Here is a 24,732-nt window from a genome sequence, read left to right as displayed (position 1 = left end):
GGCCCGGGCGACTCCGGCGTCGCTGACGGCCCGCTGGGCGGCGGCCACGGACCGGGGTTCGCGCCCCGGGGGCCGGGCGGTGGCGGTGCTGGGCGCGGGCCCGCACGGGCCGCTGGCCGTGGACCTGGCGGCGGACGGCCCGCACCTGCTGGTGGAGGGCTGCGCGGGCAGCGGGAAGACGGAGCTGCTGCGCTCGCTCGCGGCGTCGCTGGCGGCGGCGGACCGGCCCGACCGGCTCTCGCTGGTGCTGGTGGACGGGGCGGGCGCGGAGCGCGGCGAGGGGCTGCGGCCGTGCACGGACCTGCCGCACGTGTCGACGTATCTGGCGGCCGCGGATCCGGTGCGGATGCGGGAGTTCGCCCAGGCGCTCACGTCGGAGCTGAAGCGGCGCGCGGAGCTGCTGGGCCGGCTGGACTTCACGGCGTGGCACACGCAGCAGGCGGCCGCGTCGGCCGCGCAGATGGTCGCGCCGCGGCGGACGGCGGACGGCTCGGGCGACCTGGAGTCCGTACCGACGGGGACGCTCAAGCTGCGGACGCAGAAGGACGGTCCGTCGCTCACGTCCCGGACGGCGCTGCCGCGCCTGGTGGTCCTGGTGGATGACTTCGACGCGCTGGTGGCCCCGGCGCTGGGCAGTACGGGGCGCCCGTCGGCGGGTTCGGTGGTCCGGGCGCTGGAGGCCGTGGCCCGGGACGGCGAGCGGCTCGGCGTGCACCTGGTGGCGGCGTCGGGCCGGCCGGACCGTACGGCCGACACGGCGGCGGTCGAGCGGGCCGGGCTGCGCGCGACGCTGGAGATCGCCCCGCCGTCGGCGGACGGCACGCCGGGCGACGGGAGCGGCGCGGGCGAGCCGGCTCCGGGCCGCGGCCGGCTGATGCGGCCGGACGACGACGCGACGACTCCGTTCCAGGCGGGCCGGGTGACGGGCCGCATCCCGCGGACGGCGACGCTGCGCCCGACGGTCGTGGCCATCGACTGGCAGCGCATGGGCGATCCGCCGGCCCGGCGCCAGGTGCGCGAGCTGGGCAACGGTCCGACGGACCTGGCGCTGCTCGCGAGCGCCCTGCAGCGCGCCGCGCAGTCGGCGGGGGCGGAGGCGGCGCCACCGCTGCTCTGACGCGGGCCGCGGCCCGGAAACCGTACGTCCCCGCACAGGTGACGGCGCATCACATCCCGGTCACGATCGGTGAATCGTGCCCGATGGTGGTATTGCGGCGGCTCCCGGGCGGGCGTAGGACTGTCGCACGGGAGGCGGGCGCGGATGCGGGGGCCGACGTGCGGCGGCCGCCGGCGGGGAGCTCGTACGGGAGGGGCGGCTATGCGGACTTCGCTTCGTTCGGTGCGCGGGGCGCGCAGCGCCCTGGCGCTCCTCGCGGCCGGGGCCCTGGCCCTGTCGGCCGCGGGGTGCGGTGACGACGGGGACGGCGGCGGCCCGCCGGGCGGCAAGGGCGCGTCGGACACGGTCCGGCAGACGGTGCGGCTCCCGAAGCTCGACGGGCAGAAGCTGAAGGTGACGGCGGTCTGGACGGGCGCCGAGCAGAAGGGCTTCACGAAGGTCCTGGACGAGTTCTCGCGGCGGACGGGCGCGGAAGTGGCCTACGTGCCCAGCGGGGACGACATGTCCGCGTTCGTCGGCTCGAAGATCGCGGGCGGCGACCCTCCGGACGTGGCGATGCTGCAGCAGCCCGGAGCGTTACGGGAGTTCGCGCGGAAGGGCTGGCTCAAGCCGCTGGGCAGCGAGGCGGCGGCGGAGCTGGGCAAGAACTTCACCCGGGGGTGGCAGGAGCTCGGCTCGTACGAGGGCAAGCGCTACGGCGTCTACTTCAAGGTCAGCAACAAGTCCCTGGTCTGGTACAACACCGGGGTCTTCGAGGGGGCCGGGGCGAAGGAGCCGAAGACCTGGCCGGAGTTCCTGAGCACCGCGCAGCTGATCGCCGACTACGGCATCCCGGCGGTCTCGGTGGGCGGGGCGGACGGCTGGACGCTCACCGACTGGTTCGAGAACGTCTACCTCTCCCAGGCGGGCCCCGAGAAGTACGACCAGCTGGCGCAGCACCGGATCCCGTGGACGGACCCGTCCGTGAAGGACGCCCTGACGGCGCTCGGGCGGCTCTTCGGCGGCAAGGGCCTGCTGGCGGACGGCAACCAGGGCGCGCTGCAGACGCAGTTCCCCACCTCCGTCACGCAGACGTTCACCGGGGGCGAGGAACCGAAGGCCGCGATGGTCTTCGAGGGTGACTTCGCGGCGGCCAACGTCATCGGGGCGGGCGCGCGGATCGGCAAGGAGGCCAGGGTCTTCCCGTTCCCCGCGGTGGGGGCGAAGGCGCCGGTGGTGACCGGCGGCGACGTGGGCGTGGCGCTGAAGGACGGCCCGGCGGCGCAGGCCCTGCTGACCTTCCTCGCCTCGCCCGACGCGGCGCGGGTGTGGGCCGGGCAGGGCGGCTTCCTGTCCGCCAACAAGAACCTGGACCTCGCCGCCTACCCCGACGACACGCTGCGGTCCATCGCCGGGGCCGTGGTGGCGGCCGGCGACGGCTTCCGCTTCGACATGTCGGACCTGGCGCCCGCCTCCTTCGGCGGCAAGCCGGGCCAGGGCGAGTGGAAGCACCTCCAGGATTTCCTGAAGGACCCCGGTGACGTGGCGGGCACCCAGCAGAAGCTGGAGTCCGACGCGGCCAAGGCGTTCAAGAGCTGACGGGAGGCCCGCACGATGTCGACCGCGACCGCGGGCGGCGCTGCGGCCTCCGGGCCGCCCCGCCGCCCCACCGCGAAGAAGCCCAGGAGCATGCGGGGCACCCGCCTGTGGGTGGCCGCCCTCTTCCTGCTGCCCGCGCTGGCGCTGCTCGGCGCGCTCGTCGTCTACCCCATCGGCTACTCCGTGTGGCGCAGCCTCTTCGACGCGAGCGGCAACGGGTTCGTGGGCGTGGACAACTACCACGAGGTGTTCACGGACGACCGGATCCGTACGGCGCTGAAGAACAACGTCATCTGGGTGGTCGTGGCGCCGTCCGTGGCGACCGCCCTCGGGCTGGTCTTCGCGGTGCTCACCGAACGGGTGCGCTGGGGCACGGCGTTCAAGCTCGTCGTCTTCATGCCGATGGCGATCTCGATGCTGGCCTCGGGCATCATCTTCCGGCTCGTGTACGAGCAGAACCCCGACCGCGGCGTGGCGAACGCGGTGTGGGTGGGCGTCCACGACACGTTCTCGCCGCCCGCGCCGTTCCCCGGCGCGCACCCCAGGGGCGACGAGCTCCTGACGGAGAGCCACGGCGCGTTCACGACCCGGGCCGTGGTGAGGGCCGGCAGCGCGACCGCACTGCCGCTGGTGGGCGCGAAGCCCGCGGACATGAAGGGCGCCAAGGACGCCATCCCCGCGCGGGACGTCGCCGGGAAGGTCACCGGCACGGTGTGGCGGGACTTCACGCGCGGCGGCACCGGCACGCCCGGGAAGATCGACCAGGGCGAGAAGGCCCTGGAGGGCGTGACGGTGGAGGCGGTCAAGGACGGCCGGACCGTCGCCTCGGCCACCTCGGACGCCGACGGCACCTTCACCCTGCCCGCCGCGGCGGACGGCGCCCAGCTGCGGCTGCCCGCCTCGAACTTCGCCGCGCCCTACAACGGCGTCGACTGGCTGGGCCCCTCGCTCGTCACCCCGGCCATCATCGCCGCGTACATCTGGATGTGGGCGGGCTTCGCGATGGTGCTGATCGCGGCGGGGCTCGCGAGCGTGCCGCGGGAGCTGCTGGAGGCGGCGCGGGTCGACGGCGCGAACGAGTGGCAGGTCTTCCGCAGGGTGACGGTGCCGCTGCTGGCGCCCGTGCTCGCCGTCGTGCTGATCACGCTGATGATCAACGTGCTGAAGATCTTCGACCTCGTCTACATCATCGCGCCGGGGGCGAGCCTGGACAAGGCGAACGTGCTGGCCCTGCAGCTGTACCAGTCGTCGTTCGGCACGGACGTCAATCAGGGCGTGGGCAGCGCCATCGCGGTCTTCCTGCTGGTGCTCGTGCTGCCGGTGATGTACGTCAACCTCCGGCGGATCCGAAGGGAGCGGCGGCGATGAGGGGGGCGCCTGCGGGAGCGCTTACGGGAGCGCTTACGAGAGTGCTTACGGGGGCGACGCCGATGACCACGAGGGGGCGGCAGGGATGACCACGCTGGACACGGCCGTACGGGCCGAGCAGTCGCTTCCCGCGCGGATCGCCGCGCGGCTGGGCGGCGGGGCGGTGCGGCTCTTCCTCGTCGCCGTCGGGCTGTTCTGGCTGACGCCGACGGTGGGACTGCTCCTGTCCTCGCTGCGGGACAAGCGGGACATCGCGGCCTCGGGCTGGTGGCAGGTCTTCGCCCACCCGGCGCAGCTGACCACCGACAGCTACAGCAAGCTCTTCCACAACGACACGGTGATGGAGTCCCTCGGCACCACGGCCCTCATCACCGTGCCGGCGACGGTGCTGGTGATCCTCGTCGGCGCCCTCGCCGGCTACGCCTTCGCCTGGCTCGACTTCCCGGGCCGCGACTGGTGGTTCATGGCCGTGGTGGGACTGCTGGTGGTGCCGGTGCAGGTGGCGCTGATCCCGGTGGCGAAGCTCTTCAACACCCTCGGGATCTTCGAGAGCACGCCCGGCGTGGTGCTCTTCCACACGGCCTTCGGCCTGCCCTTCGCGGTCTTCCTGCTGCGGAACTTCTTCGCGGAGATCCCCCGCGAGCTGCTGGAGGCCGCCCGGCTGGACGGCGCGGGCGAACTGCGGCTGTTCCTGCGGGTGGTGCTGCCGCTGGGCGGGCCGGCCATCGCCTCGCTGGGGATCTTCCAGTTCCTGTGGGTGTGGAACGACATGCTGATCGCGCTGATCTTCGCGGACAGCGGGCACCCGCCGGTCACGGTCGCCCTGCAGCAGCAGGTGCGGCAGTTCGGCGACAACATCGACATCCTCGCCTCGGGCGCGTTCCTGTCGATGGCCGTGCCGCTCGCGGTGTTCTTCGCCTTCCAGCGGCAGTTCGTGAGCGGGGTGATGGCGGGGGCGGTGAAATGAGGGCCCGCTGCGGGGGCCCTGCCGGGCGGGCAGCCTGTCCGGGCCTACGGGCGCCCGCCGGGCGGCGGGCGCGCCCCGGCGCGGAGACGGCACGGCGTGGAGACGGCACGGCGTGGACACGGCAGGGCAGCCCGTGAAACCCTGCCGCCGCCGCGGCGCGCAACCCCCGCGGCGAGGGTCCGGCGGAATGCGCGCACACCGGCACCACCACGTCCCTTCCGCCCTCTAGCGCCGTACGTACAGGGACACCGACCCCCCGCGGACGAACACCGCCGCCTGCCTCTCCTCCCGGCAGAACTCCTCCAGGGCGGTCACCTTCGCGGACTCGGCCCGCTGGGCCCGGAACCACCGCGTGCCGACGTTGTGGGTGTCCCCCACGACCCACACCCGGCTCCCGGACGGCAGCCGGGCCAGCCGGTCACGCAGCACGGCGGTGGTGACCTCCTCGCCGAAGAGCGTGCCGGACGCGGCCGGTGACCGCTTGAGGGTGAGGTCGTGCAGGCCGGTGAAGCCGCGGGGGTAGGCGAGGGCCACGCGCCGCTCGTACTGCGGCAGGAACAGCACCGCGTCCCCCGGCCTCGCCGACCGGCCGGCCGCCGCGGCGACCGGGGCCAGCTCGTCGCCGCGGCTGGTGGGCAGGCGCTCGCGCTCGTGCAGCGGCAGCTGCACGGCGAAGGCGGCCAGCACGACCGCGGCGCCGAGCGCCGTCACCGTGCGCCGCCACGGCACGAGGCCCAGGATCCGGTCCGCGCCGGCCGCGGCGAGCAGGGGCACGCCGGGCAGGCAGAACAGCAGATAGCGGTCGAGGAAGAGCGGCTGGTACTGGGCGGCGGCGTAGAGCAGCACGGGCGGGACGAGCGCCCACGGCAGGGCGACCGCGGCGAGGCCGAGGGACCCGCCGCGGCGCGGCGCCCGCCCCCCGCGCGCGGGGACGAGGACAGCCACCGCGGCCAGGACGAGCACCGCGCCCAGGACGGGCTGCTGCGGACCGGCGAACGCCTTCACCAGCGCCTCCGCCTCGGGGACCCCCGGGGTGCGGATCCAGGAGACCTGCGCGCTCTGCCCCCGAGAGACGACCACGAGCGGTATCAGCAGCAGGCAGGCGGCCGCCGCGGCGCACCCCCAGCGCCGCCAGGTACGCCACGGCGCCCGGGAGAGCAGCAAGGTCACGGCGTGCGCCGCGAGGAGCAGGACCGCGAACTCGTGCAGGAGCGCCGTGCCGGCCACCACCGCGCCGTAGCCGGCCCACCGCCCGTACGAGCCGTGCTCGACCGCGCGGACCAGCAGCCAGGTGCCGAGCGCGGCGCCCGCCGCGACGAGGGCGTACGAGCGGCCCTCCTGCGCGTAGTGGCTGACGAAGGGGGTGGCGGCGTAGAGGAGCCCGGCCCAGAGGCCGACGCGCGGCCGGGCGAGCCGGCAGCCGAGGGCGCCGACGAGCGCGGCGGTGGCGGCGGACGCGGCGACGGACGGCAGCCGCAGCGCTGTCTCGTCGGGGCGCACGGCGAGGACCGCGTGCATCAGCAGGTAGTAGAGGCCGTGGACGGCGTCGATCGTGCCCAGCACGTGCCACATCTCCGGCAAGGAGCGGCGCGCCACCTGGAACGTGGCGCTCTCGTCCCGCCACATCGTCCCCCGGTCCAGCCCCCACAGCCCGAGGACGAGCATGACGGCAGCGGGGACGGCCACGGCGAGGACGGCGCCGCGCGTGGTGCGGGCGCGGGCCGGAGGGGGCTGCGCCGCGGCCTCCGGCGCGGCGGCCCCGGGCGGCTCCAGCTCTGTCAGCCCCATCGCTCCGTCCCCTCCCCGGCCCTGACGGCCCCGGACACCCGGCCACACCCGGGCTTCCCAATGCGCTGGTTTATACGCATTCATCGGTAAAACTGTCTTTCGTGACAGTGAACGGGAGCGGAACCCTGCCCGCCGCGCAGGTCGGCGTCATCGTCATCGGGTTCAACGACGCCGCCCACATCCGCGACGCCGTCCGCTCCGCGCTCGCCCAAGGGCCCGCCGTCGCCGAGGTCATCGCCGTCGACGACGCCTCCACGGACGGCACCGCCGCGATCCTCGACGAGCTGGCCGACACCGACCCGCGCCTGCGGGTCGTCCACCGCGCGGCCAACAGCGGCGGCTGCGGCACGCCCCGCAACGACGGCGTACGGGCCGCCACCGCGCCGTACGTGATGTTCCTCGACAGCGACGACACGCTGCCCGAGGGCGCCGCCGACGCCCTCCTCGGCGCGGCCCTGCGCCACCGCGCCCCCGTGGCGGCCGGCCTGTGCGTGCGCCGCGAGCTCCCCCAGCGGCGCGACACCGCCTGGCAGCCCGCCCTCTACCGGCGGCCCGCCGTGTACTCCGGCCCCGAGGCCCGGCCCGCGCTCCTGCGCGACACCCTGTGCGTCAACAAGCTCTACGCGCGGGACTTCCTCACCGAGCACGGCATCGCCTTCCCCGAAGGGCGCTTCATCTACGAGGACTTCGTCTTCGCCGCCCGGGTCATGGCCGCCGCGCCGCGCGTGGCGACGGTGCCCGACACCGTCTACATCTGGCACGTGCGGCGCGACGCCGCCGCGCCCTCGATCTCCCTCGACCGTGAGCGCATCGCCAACTGGCAGGCGCGCGTGGCCGCGCACCGGAGCAGCGTCGAGGTCTTCCTCGACGCGGGCAGCAAGCCGCTGGCCCGCGCCGCACGGGTGAAGTTCCTCGACCACGACCTGCGGATGTACGTCCGCGAACTGCCCGCCCGCAGCGCGGGCTACCGGCACGCCTGGTGGCGCGTCACCCGCGGCTACCTCGCCGGCTTCGACGAGGCCGAGCTGAGCGCGGCCCGGCCGCCGGCCCGCTGGATCGCCCGCGTCGTGCTGGCCGCGGAGGCCCCGCGCGACCTGGAGCGACTGGCCCAGCTCGCCGCCCGGCCCGCCCGGCTCCTGCCGCCCTACGCGCAGGACGCGGCCGCCTCGCCCGTCTGGTCGGCGGACCTGCCCCGGGCGGCCCTGGACGGCGTCCTCGGGCCGGGGGCCGTGCCGCCGCACCACCTGCCGGTGACCGTGGACGCCGAACTGCGCCTCACCGCCCGGGCCCGCGCCCGGCTGCGCCTGCGCGTCCACGACCTCTACGGGCGCCTCGCCACGATCGCGCCCGAGGCCGCGGAGGTCGAACTGCGGCACCGCGACGGCGGGCCCGTGCTGCGGCGGGCCGTGCCGCTGACGGACGAGGGCACGGCGTGGACCGCGCGCGTCGTCCTGCCGCTGTCCGTGCTCGCCGGACGCGACCGGCGCGACGGAGCCGCTCCGTCGCAGACGTGGGACGTGCGGGTCCGGGTGCAGTGCGCGGGCGGGGCCTTCCGCACGACCGTACGGGCCGTGGGGCGCGGCCTGCACCGCGCGGCCCTGCCGAGCCTGCGCCACGGCCTGCTCCTGGCCCGCCCCTACGCCACGGTGAACGGCTCGCTGGCCCTGCGGCTGGCGTCGGGAGCACGGGGGGCGTGGGCGGTGGCAAGACGAAGCTAGAGCCCACCACGCCCCGATAGGGGCGCGGGGAACTGCGCGCTCAGCCACGCACGGCCCGCGGCCGCCCGACCACGCTCCCTGCAGTCCCCCGGACGCGTCAGGGGCGCGGGGAGCTGCGCGACCGGCCACAGACGACCCGCAGCCGTGCTCCATGCTCACGCTCCCCCTCCTCACATCGCTTCGCCGAGCCGCAGGCGCCCCGCCCCGTCAGCGATCGATCTCCTCGAACAGCGCCTCCCACCGATCCAGCACCGCAGGCAGCCGCAACGGCGCCACATGCTCCCGCGCAGCGGCCCCGTACCGCTCCCGCAGCGCACCGTCATCCATAAGCTCACCCAGCGCCGCGGCGAAGGCCGCAACCTCGCCGGGAGGCACGAGCGTGCCCGTCCGTCCGTGGCGGACCAGCTCACGGACACCGCCCGACAGGTCGAAGCTCACACACGGCACCCCCGCCGCGGACGCCTCGGCGAGAGCCATCGGCCGGCCTTCCCGCTCGCTCGTGAGGGCGACGACGGAGAGTTCGGCGTAGGCCGCGGCCATGTCCCGCACGCTGCCGCGGAAGCGGACGCGGTCGGCGATGCCCAGCCGCTCGGCCCGGGCGCGCAGCTCCGGCTCCAGCGGCCCGTCGCCGAAGAGATGGAGCTCCCACCCGGGCCGTCCGCCCCCCGCTTCGGCGAAGGCGTCGAGCAGCCGGTCGAGGCGTTTGACGGCTTCGAGCCGCCCGACCGCACCGACACGCCGGGTGTCGAGCGCGGCGGCCCGCTCCGCAGGAGCGAAGGGCAGCGGGTTCGGCAGGACGCCCGCGTTGGGCAGGCGCCGCCGCCGGAACTCGGCCGCGTCCGGCTCGCTGAGGAACAGCGCCTTCTCCAGGGCCGGGTAGTGACGCAGGATCAGCTGGAGGTTCTCGGACGTGCGCGCCTGGTGGAAGGACTCGTGGTACTGCCCGATGCCCCGCAGATGGGCCCGTTCGACGGGCTCCAGCCACGCCGCCGCCCAGGGCGAGCCGATGACGACCATGCCGTCGCGGACGGCCGCGAAGCGGCGGGCGAGCCGCTGCCGGGCCCGGTCCCGCTCCTGCCGCTCGGCGCGCGCCGCCCTCAGCCGCGCGGGGCTCAGCCGCTCGGCGAAGGACGCGGCCCGCCAGGCGGGCGCGGCGGGGCTGCGGTAGAGGGTGAGGTGCCGGTAGGCGGGGTCGGCGAGGTAGGTGTGGGGCTCGGGGCTGGGGCGGATGCCGATGAGCTCGACGCGGTGGCCGCGCTCCGCGAAGCCCTGGGCGAGGGTGTGCAGGACGCGTTGCGAGCCGCCCATGGAGTCGACGTCGATCCCGAGGAGGAAGAGGTTGCGCCGCTTCACCGTGGCCCGCCTCCCGCACCGGCCCGGGGGGCGGCGGCGCCGAAGAAGAGGTCCACCACGGCCTCGCTCGACCGCCCCGTCTCGTGGGGGTTGAAGCGCTCCCGGAAGCGGGCGTAGGCCCCGGCCCACTCCTCCTGGACGGCCTTCAGGTCGCGCAGGGCGGCGATCAGCTCGCCGGTCGTGGTGAGCATGGGGCCGGGGGCGATGTCGGGCAGGTCGTAGTACGTGCCGCGGGCGGTGGCGCGGTAGTGCTCGTAGTCGTCGGTGAAGAACAGGATGGGCCGGCCGAGGTTGGCGTAGTCGAACATCAGGGACGAGTAGTCCGTGAGGAGGGCGTCGGAGGCGAGCAGCAGGTCGTTGAGGTCGGGGAACTCCCGGCCGTCGCGGACCGCGTGGCCGAGCTCGCGGGGGACGGTGTACCGCTCGTAGTAGTGCGGGCGGACGACGATCGTCCAGTCCTCGCCGAGGGAGCGCACGAGCTCGGCGAGGTCGGCGCGGACGGAGTCGCCGCTGCCGCGCGCCCCGTCGCGGAACGTGGGCGCGTACAGCAGGACGCGGCGGCCGTCGGGGATCTGCAGGCGCTCGCGGGTGGCGGCGGCGCGCTCGCGGCGGGCGGGGTCCTCCCAGCGGACGAGGTCGTCGTTGCGGGGCAGGCCGGTGCGCAGCAGCTCGCCCTCGTACCCGTTGGCGCGGACGAACGTGCGCTCGAACTCCTCGCTGGGGGCGATGAGGGCGTCCCAGCGGGCGATCGTCTCGCGGTGCCGCCGCTGCCGCTCGGCGTTGGCGAGCCGCAGCTCGGGCACGTCGAAGCCCATGTGCTTGAAGGCCTGTCCGTGCCAGGTCTGCAGATAGCGGGTGGCGGGCCGCTTGTCGTAGAGCGGGGGGAAGCCGTGGGAGTCGACCCAGTAGCGGGCGCGGGCGAGGGCGTGGACGTACTCCCAGCTGCCGCGGCGCACGAGCGGCAGCCCTTCGGGGTAGGAGGAGCGGTTGCCGGCGTACGACCAGACGGCGCGCAGCGGCAGGCCGCGCCGCTGCAGCTCCTCGTGGATGGCGCGGGGGCTGTCGGCGTAGCCGCGGCCCTCCAGGGCCTCGAAGACGACGAGGCCGTCGTCCACGGGCAGCTTCTGGAGCTCGTGGTAGGTGAGGGCCTTGATGCGGGGGCCGGTGACGCGGCGGGTGAGCCGCTGGAGGCCGCGGCGGACGGGCTCGGCCTTCCCGGCGGCGGCTTCGGCGCGGCCGAGGGCGCCGGCGCGCCGCCAGGACAGCTCCAGCCGCCCGGCGCCGTGCCCTTCGCAGGCGACGCGCACGGTGTGGGCGGCGAGGGGGCCGCGCCGGGGGATCCTCGCCCGCAGCGGGGTGAGGCCGGCGGGGGCGAGGAGCGGGTCGGAGCGGGTGAGGCCGAGGCGTTCGAGGACGACGACGGGGTGGCGGCGCCCGCGGAAGCCCTTGGGGCCGAGGGGGATGCGGCGGGGGTCGAGGACGGCCTCGGCGGTGCGGCAGGCGGGGTCGCCGTCCTCGCCGGGCGCGGCCGGCTCGTAGGCGAAGGGCACGGCGAGGGGCTCTCCGGTGGTGGCGATGCGCAGCTCGGCCGTGACCGCGCCCGGTGCGGTGAGCAGGAGGGCGGGGTCGTGGGTGCGCAGCCGGATCCGCAGCAGGGGGCCGTCGGCGTCGATGCCCGCCACTTCGTGGCGCAGGGGGCCTGCGGCGAAGGGCTGGTCGTCCAGGCGCCAGGAGGTGATGTCGAGGCCGGCGGCCTCCTCGGCGTCGCGCGGCAGGGCGGGGCCCCAGTACATGCGGCCGGCGTCGCGGACGACGTGGCGGGGGGCGAGCCGGGGCCGGTCGAGGGTGCGGGCGCACTCGGCGGCCTCCTCGTATCGCCCGGCGCACAGCAGGAACTGGCAGATCTGCTGTTCGCGGGGCATGGCGGCGAGCGCCTCGGGGGCGATCTCCGCCAGGTACGGGGTGACGGCGGCGGCGAAGCCGGCGATCCACTCGGGGTCGCGGAAGGGCAGGTCGCCGAGGTAGAGGCGGAAGTCGTGGCGGAGGAACTTCTCGTCCTTCGCGGGCCGCAGGGCGGCGTTGCCGGACTCCTCCAGGAAGGCGTCGATGAGGCGGGCGGCCTTGATGCGGTCGACGGCGTTGCGCAGCTTGTGGCGGCTGGAGGAGATGGAGAGCGTGGCGGGGTCGGCGGCGAGGCGCCAAGTGTAGACGGGCCAGGGGACGACGGCGAAGGTGCGGGCGAGGGTGAGGGCGCGGGCGGTGAAGAGCTGGTCCTCGTAGTGCATGTCCTCGGGGAAGCGGAGGGCGTGGCGGGCGAGGAAGTCCGCGCGGTAGAGCTTGTTGGTGGAGAGGTGGTCGAGGAAGAACTCGGGGGCGGAGCGGATGCCGTGGACGACGCGGACGTCCTCGAACAGCTCCGGGTACCACAGGCCGGTGGTGCCGGACTCCTCGAAGAGCCGGGTGACTTCGCCGGTGACGAGGTCGGCGCCGGTCTCCTCGGCGGTGAGCAGCAGGGACTTGCAGGCGTGGTAGGGCAGTTCGTCGTCGCTGTCGAGGAACATCAGGCGGGGGGCGCGGGCCGCGTCGATGCCGGCGTTGCGCGGGGCGCCGCAGCCGCCGCTGTTGACGGGCAGCCGGATGAGCCGGACCCGGGGGTCGGCGGCGGCCAGCCGCTCGGCGGCGGCGAAGGTGCCGTCCGTCGAGCAGTCGTCGACGATGATCACTTCGAGGTTGCGCAGGGACTGGGCGAGGACCGACCGCACGGCGCGCGGCAGGCGTTCGGCGTCGTTGTGGACGATCACGACGACACTGACATCGGGGCCGGGGGCGGGATGTGCGGTGGTCACTGTCACCTCGTCTCGGTGCGGTCCGGCGCGTCGCGGGCACGGTCGGGCGGCCCGCCGTCCGCGCGGACGGATTCGCGATTACCCAAAGCGTAGATGCGGGTACTGACAGTCACCTCCCGCGAGGGGTCCGAGCGGGTGCGCCAGGCGTGCAGGGCGAGGGCCGCGGTCACCCCGGCGATCAGGACGACATCGCGGAAGGCATGCCTCCGGGCGGTGTCCAGGTACGGCCAGGTCACCCCGGCGGCCTCGGGGAGCAACGGCAGCCACAGCCACACCGAGCGTGCCGCGGCGGCGCGCACCACCAGCGACGCGGCGAGCGAGGGGAGGACGACGAGCATGTAGTGCTGGAACGAGGGGCGCGAGACCAGGAAGGCCGCGAGCATCAGCAGCGACGCGCACTCCACCAGCCGCAGGGCCGGATCGCCGCCGGCCCGCCACCTCCACCGCGCGCACAGCAGCACCGCCACCGCCGCGCCGGCCGCGAGGGCGAGCGCGAGCGGCTCCGGCACCCCGAGGCGCGGCAGCACCGACGGCCAGGCGGCGTCGAACGGGCGGGCGTACGCGTCCTGTCCGCGCATCAGGAACGGCAGCGTCCGGGTGAAGAACAGCCCGGGGCGGGGCATCGCGAGCGCCGACGCCAGGGACACCGCGGCGGGAACGCCCACGGCCCAGGCCAGCGCCCGCCACCGCCGGGCCAGCACGAACAGCAGCAGCAGCGGCACGAGCATCGGCTTCAGCGCCAGCGCGGCCCCCACCACTCCCCCGGCCGCGCTCCAGCGCCCGCCGCGCGCGAGCAGGAGGGCGGCGGGGAAGGCGACGGCCGACAGGACCGTCCAGTTGCCGAGGTAGACGACGCCGTGGAAGGGCTCGAAGACGCCGAGCGCGGCGGTGACGCCCGCCGCGAGCCTGCTGTCGGGCCGCACCCCGAAGACCCGCAGGGCGAGCACCACCCCGGCGAGGACGAACAGCGCGGCGGCCACGGGCACGGCCGTGGCCAGTGCGTCCCCGGCGACCAGCGTCTGCGGGAGCGCCGCGAACACCGCGCCCGGCAGGTAGAGGAAGCGCTTGTCCGCGTACGGCGAGCCCCCGTCGAGCAGGGCCCGCGCCGCCCGCACCACCACGGCGTTGTCGATCCCCGGCGTCCGGGGGCCCTGCACCACGCGCACGACGTCCAGCGCGAGGACCAGCAGCGCGGCGAGCAGCACCGGCCACGGGGCCCGCCCGCGCAGCCAGCGCCCGAAGAGGTCGGCGCCCCCGCCGGGCGCGGCGGGGCGCGGCGGGTGCCCGGCGCTCACGGAGCGACCTCGGAGAGGGTGAACCCGGCCGGGCCGCGGACGGTCCGGCGCACGGCGGGATCGCCCCGGTCCAGGCCCGGGCCGCCGTTCTGCTGCAGCACCCAGCGCACGCGGTACTCCTTGAGGATGCCGAGCCGCTCGGCCCGGGAGGTGTCCCGGGCGAAGAAGCGGCGGGTCTCGGCGCGGCGGCGGGCCGCGTCGGGGAGGAAGACGTCGGGATAGGCGGGGGCGACGGTGTACGGCCCGTACGCGGGGAGCATGCGCAGCGCGTAGTAGTTGTCGGTCATCACCGTCTGCCCGGCGTGCACTTCGCGCGCCGCCCACGTGAACCGTGGCCAGAGCGCGACGGTGTGGATGTGGCGCAGGACGGGCGGGACGGCCTGGGGCCGCAGGACGTAGCCGAGCACCCCGGCCTGCGTCCAGGCTCCGGCCAGCAGGGCGACGGCGGTCAGCGGGGCGAGGGCCGCCCGCGCCCGGCGCCCGCCGTCCACCGTCTCCAGGGCGAGCGCGAGCTGGGCCGGGACGAGGACGGCGGGCAGGATCCTGCCCCACGCCTGATGCCCGCTCAGCCCTCCGGCGGCGAAGACGGCGAGCCCCAGCACGAAGAAGATCACCAGCGGGTCGCGGCGGTCGCGCCGCGCGCGCAGCACCAGGGCGGCCGCGCCGAGCGCGGTCAGGCAGAACTTCGTCGCGAGGTGGTCGTAGAGCGGCCGGTGGATGTCGTCCAGGCCGCTGCCCGTGCCGAGCAGGGAGTAGAAGGCGTAGTACGGCCAGCAGGCGGGCACGGCCGCGGCCAGGGCGCCCGCCGCGGCCACCCGCAGCCGCACCGCGCGCGCCGGCCACGGCCGGGCGCCCAGGAGCATCGCGGCGCAGCCCAGCGCGGCGACGGCGCCGGTAAACTGATGGACGAGCAGGATCGCGGCGAGCAGCAGCCCGGCCCCCAGGAAGGCCGCGGTTCCCCGGCCGGCGGCCAGGGCGCGCCGCAGCAGCGCCCACAGGTGGAAGGCCAGTCCGAGGGCGAACGTGCTCGGGTAGGCGAGAGTGAGGGACATCGACGTGAGGCCCGGGACGCCGCTCCACGCGAAGAGCCTCACTCCGTACAGCAGGAGCAGGCAGAGCACCGCCAGCGGCACCGCCGCCCTGCTGCGGGTGAACGTCCGTACGAAGGCGTGCACGCCCGTGCCGAGCAGCACAAGGCCGGCGAGCGCGCCCAGGCGCAGCACGGTGAAGGTCCCCCAGCCGGTCGCCGACCCGGTGAGCGCGAGCAGGACCGCCCAGGGCGAGTAGTACGGGCTCGGGGTGGCGGCGTCGACCAGGGGGTTGCCGGGGTGGAGCAGGTCGGCGCGCAGCCGTTCGAGGACGGCCGCGTGCATCCCGAGGTCCCCGGCCCAGGGCAGCCGGACGGTCATGAGCAGCAGGAGGACGGCCGTCAGCAGGGCGCAGGCCGGGACGGGCAGGCGGAGGCCCGCCGCACGGCCTTGCGGGGCGGCCCCGGGCGGGGCCGCCGGCTCAGCGGGTGCGGCGACCGGCAGCACGGGCCGGCCTCGTGCGCAGCCGCCACGGCATGACCACCGATTCGAGCTGGACGGCCAGGTTCATCTTCGACTCCCCGGCGGTGCGGTCCTCGAAGTGGATCGGCACCTCCATGACGGTGTACCCGGCCTTCAGCGCCCGGTACTTCATCTCCACCTGGAAGCTGTAGCCGGCGCTGTCGACGGTCCCCAGGTCGATGGCGGAGATGGCGGCCGCGGACCACAGGTTGAAGCCGCTGGTGATGTCCCGCACGCGCGTGCCCAGGATGGTGCTGGCGTAGGCGTTGGCCCAGCGGGAGAGCAGCTTGCGGTGGACCTTCCAGGCGTCCGAGAGGGAGCCGCCGGGCACGTAGCGGCTGCCGACGACGACGTCCGCGCCGGTCGCGAGGGCGACCCCGAGCAGTTCGGGGACCTTCTCCGTGGGATGGCTGCCGTCGGCGTCCATCTGGAGGACGTAGGCGGCGCCTTCGGCGACGGCCCGGGCCATGCCCGCGGCGTACGCGCGGCCGAGGCCGTCCTTGGTGGTCCGGTGCAGGACGCCCATGCGGGTGCGGCCGGGCTCGTTGTACTTCTCGGCCAGTTGTTCGGCGATCGCGCCGGTGCCGTCGGGGCTGTTGTCGTCGACGACCAGCAGCCGCAGGCCCTCCAGGGGCAGGGCCATGAGCGCCTCGGCCATGGTGGCGAGGTTGGCCGCCTCGTTGTAGGTGGGCATGACGACGGTCGTCGTGGTGCGGCCCCACTCCGCGGGCAGCGGGGGCGCCGGGGCGGGGGTACGGGGTGCGCTCATGGGCTGGTCCTCGGGGTTCGTCGGACGGCGGGGAAGACGCCAGGGACATCAAACGGGAGGGACATCGAGCGGGAGGAGCATCAAGCGGGCGGAACGTCGGGCAGGAGGCACGTCGGAGAGGAGGAACGAAGGGGAAGCGTCAGGCGGCGGAGAAGCGGATGGCCGCATCGGGGATGACCGTGCCGCACCAGATGCGGGCCCCGTCGCACAGTTCGTTGTCGGCGCCGACCTCCGCGTGGTCGCCGATCACCACGCCGTCGAGGGCGGTGCGCGGGCCGACCCGCGCGCCCTGGCCGATCATGCTCGCCCGGATCCGGGCGCCCGCCTCGATGCGCGCGCCGTCCAGGACGACGGAGCCGTCGACCTCGGCGCCCGCCGCGACGTACGCCCCGGCACCGACGACCGTGCCGCCGGTCAGCCGGGCGCCGGGCTCGGCGTGGGCCCCGGGCAGCAGCAGGTGCTCACCCGGCTCCCCGGGGACGGCGGGCGAGCGGACGACGCCCCGGACGAGGTCGGCCGACGCCTGCACGAAGGAGGCGGGGCGGCCGAGGTCGAGCCAGTACGAGGCGTCGACCACGCCGTGCAACAGCGCGCCGGAGGCCAGCAGGCCGGGGAAGGTCTCGCGTTCGACGGAGACCGGGCGGCCCGTGGGGATGGTGTCGATGACATCGCGCCGGAAGACGTAGGCGCCGGCGTTGATCTGGTCGGTGACGATCTCCTCGGGGCGGCCGGGCTTCTCGGTGAAGGCCAGGACGCGCCCGTCGGCGTCGGTCGGGACGAGCCCGAAGGCCCTCGGGTCGGCCACCCTGGTCAGGTGCAGGGTGACGTCCGCCTGCGCCCGTTCGTGGCGGTGCAGCAGACCTCTGATGTCGAGTCCGGTGAGGATGTCGCCGTTGAAGACGAGGACGGGGCCGGCAGGGCCGGTGGTGAGGGCGTCCGCCGCGCTGCGGATGGCGCCGCCGGTGCCGAGCGGCTCCTTCTCGGTGACGTAGGTCAGGCGCAGGCCGTGGGCCGCGCCGTCGCCGAAGTAGGGCTCGAAGACCTCGGCGAGGTAGGAGGTGGCCAGGACGACGTGGCGGACGCCGGCGGCCCGGGCGCGGGCGAGCTGGTGGGCGATGAAGGGCACTCCGGCGGCCGGGACCATCGGCTTCGGCGTGTTGAGGGTGAGCGGCCGGAGCCGGGTGCCCTTGCCGCCGACGAGCAGTACCGCCTCTGTCATGCCACTGTCCTCGCCGTCGTCATCGCACTGTGTCAGTTTTTGCGGCAATTTACACTACAATCAGTTCTCTGCGACAAATGTCTGCTTTGCGTGGCGGCCATACCGGGACGACCGTAATGGGAGAGGCCCTTGCGACCCCTGCGATCCTTGCGACCGGCAGCGGCACCGGGGCTCGCGGCCCTCGGCCGGGAGTTCGCCAAGTTCGGCACCGTGGGCGGCCTCGGCATCGTCGTCAACCTCGCGGTCTTCAACCTCTGCCGCGCGGTCACCGGACTGCCGGTCGTGCGCTGCAGCGTGGTCGCCACCGTGGTCGCCATCGCCTTCAACTACCTGGGGCTGCGTCACTTCGCCTACCGGGACCGCGACAGGAGCAGGCGCAGCCGCCAGGTCGCCCTCTTCGCCGCGTTCAGCGCCGTCGGGCTGGTCATCGAGAACGGGGTGCTCTACGCGGCCACGTACACCTTCGGCTGGGACACCCCGTTCCAGAACAACCTCTTCAAGTTCCTGGGCATCGGCGCCGCCACCCTCTTCCGCTTCTGGTCCTACCGGGCGTGGGTGTTCAGGGCGCTGCTCCCGGGCGACACGGGCGGCGCCGGCGACACAGGAAGCACGGGCGGCGCGGGCGGCACAGGCACCGGCGACACGGGCGGCATCGGCGGCACCGGCGGCCCCACGGATCACGGCGAGCCCTCGAACAGCACGAGCAACCCCGCCGCGTACCACCCCGAGACCACCGCACCTCCACCGTAGAGACACACCCGCACCCCAAGCGGAGCACGCGCGAGCGGCCTCGCCGCCAACAGCAGCAGAACCGGCAGGAACGGCAGCATGAAGCGTGGCTTGGACAGCGGCGAACCCGGCGTTCCCACTATCAGCACCCACGCCAGCGCGACCGTCGCCACCAGCGGCCACGGCACCCGCCGGTCCCGGGCCAGCGCCCACACCCCGACCGCGCCCAGCACCAGCACCGCGATCACCGCGGCGGTCCGCAGGTCCGCCACCCGCCCGGCGTGCCGGTACAGCAGCATGTCCTTCAGCACGTGCGCCGTCCCCGCGCCGAAGTCGAACGACTGCCCCCACGCGCGCTCGGCCTCGAACCAGCCGTCGACGCGCCCCACCTTGCTCCCCAGGAACAGCCAGCTCGCGACTATCCCCAGCGGGGCCGTCAGCAGGGCCACCCAGGCGCGCCAGGCGCTCCGGGAGCCCCGCTGCCGCACCAGCTCCCACCCGGCCGCCAGCCCCACCGTGCCCACCACCACGGACGCGGACGGCCGCACCGCCCCCGCCAGGACGCACAGCGCCGCCGCCGTCAGCCAGCGGCGCTCCAGCACGGCCAGCAGCGTCCAGATCAGCGCCGCGCTGAAGACGGCCTCCGAGTAGGGCACCCACAGCGCGAACGCGTACGGCGAGCACGCCCACAGCGCCACGCACGCGTACCCCGCGCCCGGCCGCCCGCCGACCGCCCGCACCAGCCGGAACACCCCCGCCGCGGCCACGCAGGCCGCCGTCCAGGACACCACCACCCCGGCCCAGACCACGGGCAGCCCCGTCATCAGGTGCACCGCCCGGATCAGCGCGGGCACCAGCGGGAAGAACGCCAGCCTGCTGAACTTGGGCTCACCGTCCGGCCCGTACGGGATCTCCCCCGGATAGCCGTGCTGCGCGATGTGCAGGTAGTGACCGCTGTCCCAGCGGCGCAGCACCACCTCCGGCGCCCGCCCGAAGTGCCGGCTGACCAGCAGCATGACCGCGAAGCCGACGGCCGCCACCACCAGGTAGAGGGCCACCGCCCGGGCGGCCTGGTACCGGGCGTACGCCGGTGGGCCCGGCCGGGCGGCGGCCTTGGCGGCGGGCCTCCCGGCGACGGCCGGAGCGGAGGCGGAAAGGGCTGCTGAGGAGGGGGACGCGGGGCCCGAGGGGCCGGACGTCAACCGGGAAACGGCCTTCATCCGTCCCTCATAGCACGCCAAAAGGACGGCCCCGGGGGATTTGTCCCCGGGGCCGTCCCTTGTTCACTCCGGCGTCAGCGGTGCGTCACTTCTCCCGCCCGTCCGCCGCCGGCGCAGTGCCCGCGCGCCGTCAGGAGTGCGTCCGCAGCAGCGTGCGCATCGTCCGCATGGCGACCGACAGGTTCGCCAGGTCGAAGGCGTCCGAACCGCGGATCTCGTCGAGCGTGGTGCGCGCCCGGCCGAGGATCGCCGCGTTCTTCTCCTCCCAGGAGGCGAAGCGCTGCTCCGGCGTCGAGGCGCCGTTGCCCACCGAGAGGATGTCCGCGGTGAGCGCGGCGTGCGCCGCGTAGAGGTCCTCGCGGATGGAGGCGCGGGCCATGGACTGCCAGCGGTCGGCCCGCGGCAGCTCGATGATCCGGTCCATCAGCTGGGTGATGTGCAGCCGGTCGGCGAGGTCGTAGTAGACCTCGGCGACGTCCAGCGGCTCCTTGCCGGCGCGGTCGGCGACCGCGACGACGTCCAGCGCCGGGAAGACGGAGGAGAAGCCCGCCACGCGCACGGCCAGCTCGTCCGGCACCCCGGCCGCCACCAGCTCGTCGTGGATGGACTGCCACCACTCCATGTCCGCGCCCTTGAGCAGCTTGGGCAGCTCGCTCCAGACCCTGGCCACGCCGTCGTGGAAGAACTCGATCGTCCCGGCCAGCTCCAGCGGCTGCGGCCGGTTGTTGAGCAGCCAGCGGGTGCCGCGCTCGACCAGGCGCCGCGAGTGCAGCCGGATCTGCGTCTGCACCTCGGCCGGCACCACGTTGTCCAGGCCCTCGACGGCGTCCCACACGGAGCCCAGCTCGAAGATGGCGCGGGCCGCGGTCTGCGCCCGGACGATCTCCTCCAGCGAGGCGCCGGTCTCCTCCCGCAGGCGGTGCAGGAAGGTGGAGCCGCCGCTGTTGACGGTGTCGTTGACCAGGACGGTCGTGATGATCTCCCGGCGCAGCGCGTGCCCGTCGACCTGCTCGCGGTAGCCGGTGGTCAGCGGCTGCGGGAAGTAGGCGTGCAGCAGCCGCTCCAGGTACGGGTCGTCGGGCAGCCCGGTGGCGAGCAGCTCCTCGGCCGTGGTGATCTTGATGTAGGCGAGGAGGACGGCCAGCTCCGGCTGGGTCAGGCCGCGGTTGGCGGAGAGCCGCTCGCGGATCTGCCGGTCGGTGGGCAGGAACTCCAGGGCCCGGTCCAGGTGACCCTCGCGGCCGAGCCGGCGCATGATCCGCTGGTGGGCGTGGAGCAGGCTGGGGGCCTGCGCCACGGCGTTGGCCAGGGCCACGTTCTGCGCATAGTTGTTGCGCAGGACGAGCTCGCCGACCTCGTCGGTCATCTCGGCGAGGAGCTTGTTGCGCTGCTTGACGGTCATGTCGCCGTCGGTGACCAGTGCGTTGAGCAGGATCTTGATGTTCACCTCGTGGTCGGAGGTGTCCACGCCGGCGCTGTTGTCGATCGCGTCGGTGTTGATCCGGCCACCGGTCGAGGCGAACTCGATCCGGCCGAGCTGGGTCAGGCCCAGGTTGCCGCCCTCGCCGACGACCTTGACGCGCAGGTCCTGGCCGTCGACGCGGATGGCGTCGTTGGCCTTGTCGCCGACGTCCGCGTGGGACTCGGTGGAGGCCTTGACGTACGTGCCGATGCCGCCGTTCCACAGCAGGTCGACCGGCGAGCGCAGGATGGCCTTCATCAGCTCGGCGGGGGTCATCTTGGTGACGCCCGCCTCGATGCCGAGGGCCGCCCGCACGTGCGCGTTGACGGGGATCGACTTGGCGCTGCGCGGGTGGATGCCGCCGCCCGCGGACAGCAGTTCCTTGTCGTAGTCGGCCCAGGACGAGCGGGGCAGCTCGAACAGGCGGCGGCGCTCGGCGTAGGAGACGGCCGCGTCCGGCGTGGGGTCGAGGAAGATGTGCCGGTGGTCGAAGGCGGCGACCAGGCGGATGTGCTCGGAGAGCAGCATGCCGTTGCCGAAGACGTCACCGGACATGTCGCCGACGCCGACGACCGTGAAGTCCTCGGTCTGGGTGTTGTGGCCCAGCTCGCGGAAGTGGCGCTTGACCGACTCCCAGGCGCCGCGGGCGGTGATGCCCATGCCCTTGTGGTCGTAGCCGGCCGAGCCGCCGGAGGCGAAGGCGTCGCCGAGCCAGAAGCCGTAGGACTGGGCGACCTCGTTGGCGATGTCCGAGAACGTCGCGGTGCCCTTGTCGGCGGCGACGACGAGGTAGGTGTCGTCCTCGTCGTGGCGGACGACGTCCTTCGGGGGCACGACCTCGCCGCCGACCATGTTGTCGGTGATGTCGAGGAGGCCGGAGATGAACGTCTTGTACGAGGCGATGCCCTCGGCCAGCCACGCGTCGCGGTCCACGGACGGGTCGGGCAGGCGCTTGCCGACGAAGCCGCCCTTGGCGCCCACCGGCACGATGACGGTGTTCTTCACCATCTGGGCCTTGACCAGGCCGAGGATCTCCGTGCGGAAGTCCTCGCGGCGGTCGGACCAGCGCAGACCGCCTCGGGCGACCTTGCCGAAGCGCAGGTGCACGCCCTCGACGCGCGGCGAGTACACCCAGATCTCGAAGGCCGGGCGGGGCGCCGGCAGCTCGGGGATGGCCTGCGGGTCGAGCTTGATGGACAGGTACGGGCGGGGCCGGCCGTCCGCGTCGCGCTGGAAGTGGTTGGTGCGCAGCGTGGCCTTGATGACGGTGAGGAAGGCCCGCAGGATGCGGTCCTCGTCCAGGCTCGCGACCTGGTCGAGGGCGCCGTCGAGCTCCTCCATCAGGCCGTCGATGAGCTCGTTGCCGGCGCGCTGCAGCGCGGGCGACATCCGGGCCTCGAAGAGGTTGACCAGCAGGCGGGTGGTGTGGACGTTGTTGCTGAGGGTGTCCTCCATGTACGCCTGGCTGAACGGCCAGGCGGCCTGCCGCAAGTACTTGGCGTAGGCGCGGAGCACCATGGCCTGCCGCCAGTCGAGACCGGCCCGCAGCACCAGGTTGTTGAAGTTGTCGTTCTCCGCGGCGCCGGTCCACACGGCCGCGAACGCCTCCTGGAAGCGGGCGCGGGCGTCGTCGCCCTCGATCCGCTCGGGCATGCGCAGCCCGAAGTCGTAGATCCAGGCGGTGGTGCGGTCCGAGCAGCGCAGCTCGTACGGGCGCTCGTCGACGACCTCGACGCCGAGGCGGTGGAGCACCGGCAGGACGGCGGAGAGGGAGACCGGCTCGCCCGTGCGGTAGATCTTGAAGCGGCGCTCGCCGGGGGCCGCGCCGACCGGCTCGTAGAGGCTGAGCTCGAAGTCGCGGTCGCCGCCGGCGGTGGTCAGCTTCTCCAGGTGGCCGAGGTCGGCGACGGCGGCGCGGGGGCTGTGGTCGGCCTTGTAGCCCTCGGGGAAGGCCTGGCCGTAGCGGCGCAGCAGCTCGGCGGCGCGCTCCTCGCCCACCTCGGCGGTCAGCGTCTCGGCGAAGCCGTCCGCCCAGGAGCGGGCGGCCTCGACGAGGCGGGCCTCGATGCGGTCGGCGTCGGCGTCGGTGAGGTCGGGCAGGGTGGCGCCCGGCGCGACGCGGACGACGAAGTGCAGCCGGGAGAGGACCGACTCGGTGTTCCAGGCGGTGAAGTCGACGCTGGTGCCGCCGAGCTCCTCCTTGAGGATGTCGATCAGGCGCAGCCGCACGCCGGTGGTGTAGCGGTCGCGCGGGAGGTAGACCAGCGCCGAGTAGTAGCGCCCGTACTCCTCCTGGCGCAGGTACAGCCGCAGCCGGCGGCGCTCCTGCAGGTAGAGCACGCTGGTGGCGATGGAGCGCAGCTGGTCGGCGGAGATCTGGAAGAGCTCGTCGCGCGGGTAGGTCTCCAGGATCTGGAGCAGGTCGCGGCCGTCGTGGCTGTCGGGCGTGAAGCCGGCGTCGGCGAGGACCCGCTGCACCTTGCGGCGGATCACCGGCACGCGGCGCACGGACTCGGTGTACGCGGCCGAGGAGAACAGGCCGAGGAAGCGGCGCTCACCGATGACGTTGCCGTCGGCGTCGAACTTCTTGACGCCCACGTAGTCGAGGTAGGAGGGCCGGTGGACCGTGGCGCGGCTGTTGGCCTTGGTCAGGACGAGCCGCTTGTGCTCGCGGGCCTTGGCGCGGGCGTCGGCGGGCAGCCGGTTGAACGACGGGGACGCCGGGCGCGGGAGGTGCGAGTGCGGGCCGTGGTGGTCCTCGTCGTGGTGCGAGGGGTCGGAGCGCAGGATGCCGAGGCCGGTGCCGGGGACGGCGCTGAGCACGTCCTCCTCGCCGCCGTCGGTGGAGAGCTTCGTCAGCTCGTACTCGCGGTAGCCGAGGAAGGTGAAGTGGTCGGCGGCCAGCCAGCGCAGCAGCTCGCGGGCCTCGGTGGTCTCCGAGCCGGGGACGTCCGCCGGGGCGGGCTCCTCGGGCAGGGCGTCGGCGATGCGCAGGGCGGCGTCGCGCATCTTGGACCAGTCCTCGACGGCCTCGCGGACGTCGGAGAGGACACGCAGCAGGTCGGCGGCGATCTGCTTGAGGTCGCCGCGGTCGGTCTCGCGGTCGATCTCGACGTGGATCCAGGACTCGGTGACGGCGTCGTGCGGCAGGACGGCGTCCTTGCCGGCGCCGTGGGCGTCGCAGCTGGAGCCGAGGACCTCGAGCAGGCGGCCGGTGACGTCACGCCGCACGACCATCTGCGGGTGGATCACGACGTGGATGCCGCGGCCCTGGCGGGAGAGCTCGTTGGTGACCGAGTCGACCAGGAAGGGCATGTCGTCGGTGACGACCTCGACGACGGAGTGGCTGCACGTCCAGCCGTTCTCCTCGACCGTCGGGGTGTGCGCCCGGACGTTGGCCGTGCCCTGCGGGCGGACCTCGGCGAGGCGGTAGTGGGAGACGGCCGCGCCGTAGACGTCGACCGGGTCGCGACCGGCCAGGTCCTCCGGCGCGGTGTGCAGGTAGTAGCGCTGGAGGTACGCGGTCAGGGTCTCCGGGTCGAGCCCCGCCTCGCTCTTCGGCCCCGGCGGTTGCTGCCCCCCGGCCGGGCTGTTCTCAGCGACGCGGGCCGCCCTCGCCAGCAGCTCTGCCTTGGCTTCGTCCAGCTTGGTCTGCATGTCCTCTGGCTCCTGTCGCGCGCCGTTGCGTGACATAGGTGGTGAAGGCATCACGTCGCGACGCGGGGTCTCCGGTCGTCTTCGACGGTATGCCGG

Annotated in this window: 15 protein-coding genes; 6 read left to right on the top strand and 9 right to left on the bottom strand. The window is 74.3% G+C overall.

The genetic code is table 11. From position 1 onward, the window contains the following. The 4 genes from B7P34_RS19095 to B7P34_RS19080 form a co-directional block, all read left to right on the top strand. Positions 1-1,117 (top strand): FtsK/SpoIIIE domain-containing protein (locus B7P34_RS19095; RefSeq protein WP_286157490.1); only part of this gene is annotated, 1,117 nt, incomplete at its 5' end. Positions 1,118-1,318: 201 nt separating this feature from the next. After that, on the top strand, positions 1,319-2,695 hold the full coding sequence (locus tag B7P34_RS19090; protein WP_106678014.1) for an ABC transporter substrate-binding protein: 1,377 nt from the start codon (positions 1,319-1,321) through the stop codon (positions 2,693-2,695). Between the two features lie 15 nt (positions 2,696-2,710). Further along, positions 2,711-4,063, top strand: a complete 1,353-nt coding sequence (locus tag B7P34_RS19085) for a carbohydrate ABC transporter permease (protein WP_106678012.1) — start codon at positions 2,711-2,713, stop codon at positions 4,061-4,063. An 85-nt stretch (positions 4,064-4,148) separates the two neighbouring features. Further along, positions 4,149-5,030 (top strand): carbohydrate ABC transporter permease, encoded by an 882-nt coding sequence (locus tag B7P34_RS19080; protein ID WP_106678010.1) that lies wholly within the window; start codon positions 4,149-4,151, stop codon positions 5,028-5,030. A gap of 225 nt (positions 5,031-5,255) precedes the next feature. On the opposite strand, the gene B7P34_RS19075 is transcribed toward B7P34_RS19080, so the two are convergent. Next, on the bottom strand, positions 5,256-6,818 hold the full coding sequence (locus B7P34_RS19075; RefSeq protein ID WP_106678008.1) for a glycosyltransferase family 39 protein: 1,563 nt from the start codon (positions 6,816-6,818) through the stop codon (positions 5,256-5,258). Between the two features lie 101 nt (positions 6,819-6,919). Between B7P34_RS19075 and B7P34_RS19070 the strand changes: the two genes are divergently transcribed. Further along, entirely contained in the window at positions 6,920-8,536 is a 1,617-nt protein-coding gene (locus B7P34_RS19070) for a glycosyltransferase family 2 protein (RefSeq protein WP_223267992.1), read from the top strand. Positions 8,537-8,743: 207 nt separating this feature from the next. Here the strand turns inward: B7P34_RS19070 and B7P34_RS19065 are convergent, their stop codons facing one another. The 6 genes from B7P34_RS19065 to B7P34_RS19040 all read right to left on the bottom strand — a co-directional run bounded on the left by B7P34_RS19065 (position 8,744) and on the right by B7P34_RS19040 (position 17,568). Beyond that, positions 8,744-9,889, bottom strand: coding sequence for a glycosyltransferase (locus tag B7P34_RS19065; RefSeq protein WP_223267991.1), 1,146 nt, complete (start codon positions 9,887-9,889; stop codon positions 8,744-8,746). Next, on the bottom strand, positions 9,886-12,735 hold the full coding sequence (locus tag B7P34_RS19060) for a bifunctional glycosyltransferase/CDP-glycerol:glycerophosphate glycerophosphotransferase (protein ID WP_106678006.1): 2,850 nt from the start codon (positions 12,733-12,735) through the stop codon (positions 9,886-9,888). The genes B7P34_RS19065 and B7P34_RS19060 overlap by 4 nt, the downstream gene beginning before the upstream one ends. A gap of 2 nt (positions 12,736-12,737) precedes the next feature. After that, positions 12,738-14,030, bottom strand: coding sequence for a glycosyltransferase family 87 protein (locus tag B7P34_RS19055; protein WP_106678004.1), 1,293 nt, complete (start codon positions 14,028-14,030; stop codon positions 12,738-12,740). Further along, positions 14,027-15,565, bottom strand: a complete 1,539-nt coding sequence (locus B7P34_RS19050) for a hypothetical protein (RefSeq protein WP_223267990.1) — start codon at positions 15,563-15,565, stop codon at positions 14,027-14,029. Before B7P34_RS19050 ends, B7P34_RS19055 begins: the two co-directional genes overlap by 4 nt. After that, positions 15,540-16,349: a polyprenol monophosphomannose synthase gene (locus B7P34_RS19045; RefSeq protein WP_106678002.1), complete on the bottom strand. Its 810-nt coding sequence runs from the start codon at positions 16,347-16,349 to the stop codon at positions 15,540-15,542. The genes B7P34_RS19050 and B7P34_RS19045 overlap by 26 nt, the downstream gene beginning before the upstream one ends. Positions 16,350-16,488: 139 nt before the next feature. Continuing rightward, on the bottom strand, positions 16,489-17,568 hold the full coding sequence (locus tag B7P34_RS19040; RefSeq protein ID WP_106678000.1) for a sugar phosphate nucleotidyltransferase: 1,080 nt from the start codon (positions 17,566-17,568) through the stop codon (positions 16,489-16,491). A 147-nt stretch (positions 17,569-17,715) separates the two neighbouring features. Here B7P34_RS19040 and B7P34_RS19035 point away from each other — a divergent pair, with 147 nt between their 5' ends. Continuing rightward, entirely contained in the window at positions 17,716-18,318 is a 603-nt protein-coding gene (locus B7P34_RS19035) for a GtrA family protein (RefSeq protein ID WP_106677998.1), read from the top strand. Here the strand turns inward: B7P34_RS19035 and B7P34_RS19030 are convergent. Both B7P34_RS19030 and B7P34_RS19025 read right to left on the bottom strand, forming a co-directional pair. Next, a complete protein-coding gene (locus B7P34_RS19030) occupies positions 18,246-19,517 on the bottom strand; it encodes a DUF2079 domain-containing protein (RefSeq protein ID WP_106677996.1) in 1,272 nt (423 codons plus the stop codon). The genes B7P34_RS19035 and B7P34_RS19030 overlap by 73 nt on opposite strands. 130 nt (positions 19,518-19,647) lie before the next feature. Continuing rightward, entirely contained in the window at positions 19,648-24,636 is a 4,989-nt protein-coding gene (locus tag B7P34_RS19025) for an NAD-glutamate dehydrogenase (protein WP_106677994.1), read from the bottom strand. Positions 24,637-24,732: the final 96 nt, after the last annotated feature.

Source organism: Streptosporangium nondiastaticum (assembly GCF_003011965.1).
Classification (GTDB): Bacteria; Actinomycetota; Actinomycetes; order Streptomycetales; family Streptomycetaceae; genus Streptomyces; species Streptomyces nondiastaticus.
Note: the sequence above shows the minus strand (reverse complement) of the source record. Positions and strands in the feature narration are given on the sequence as shown.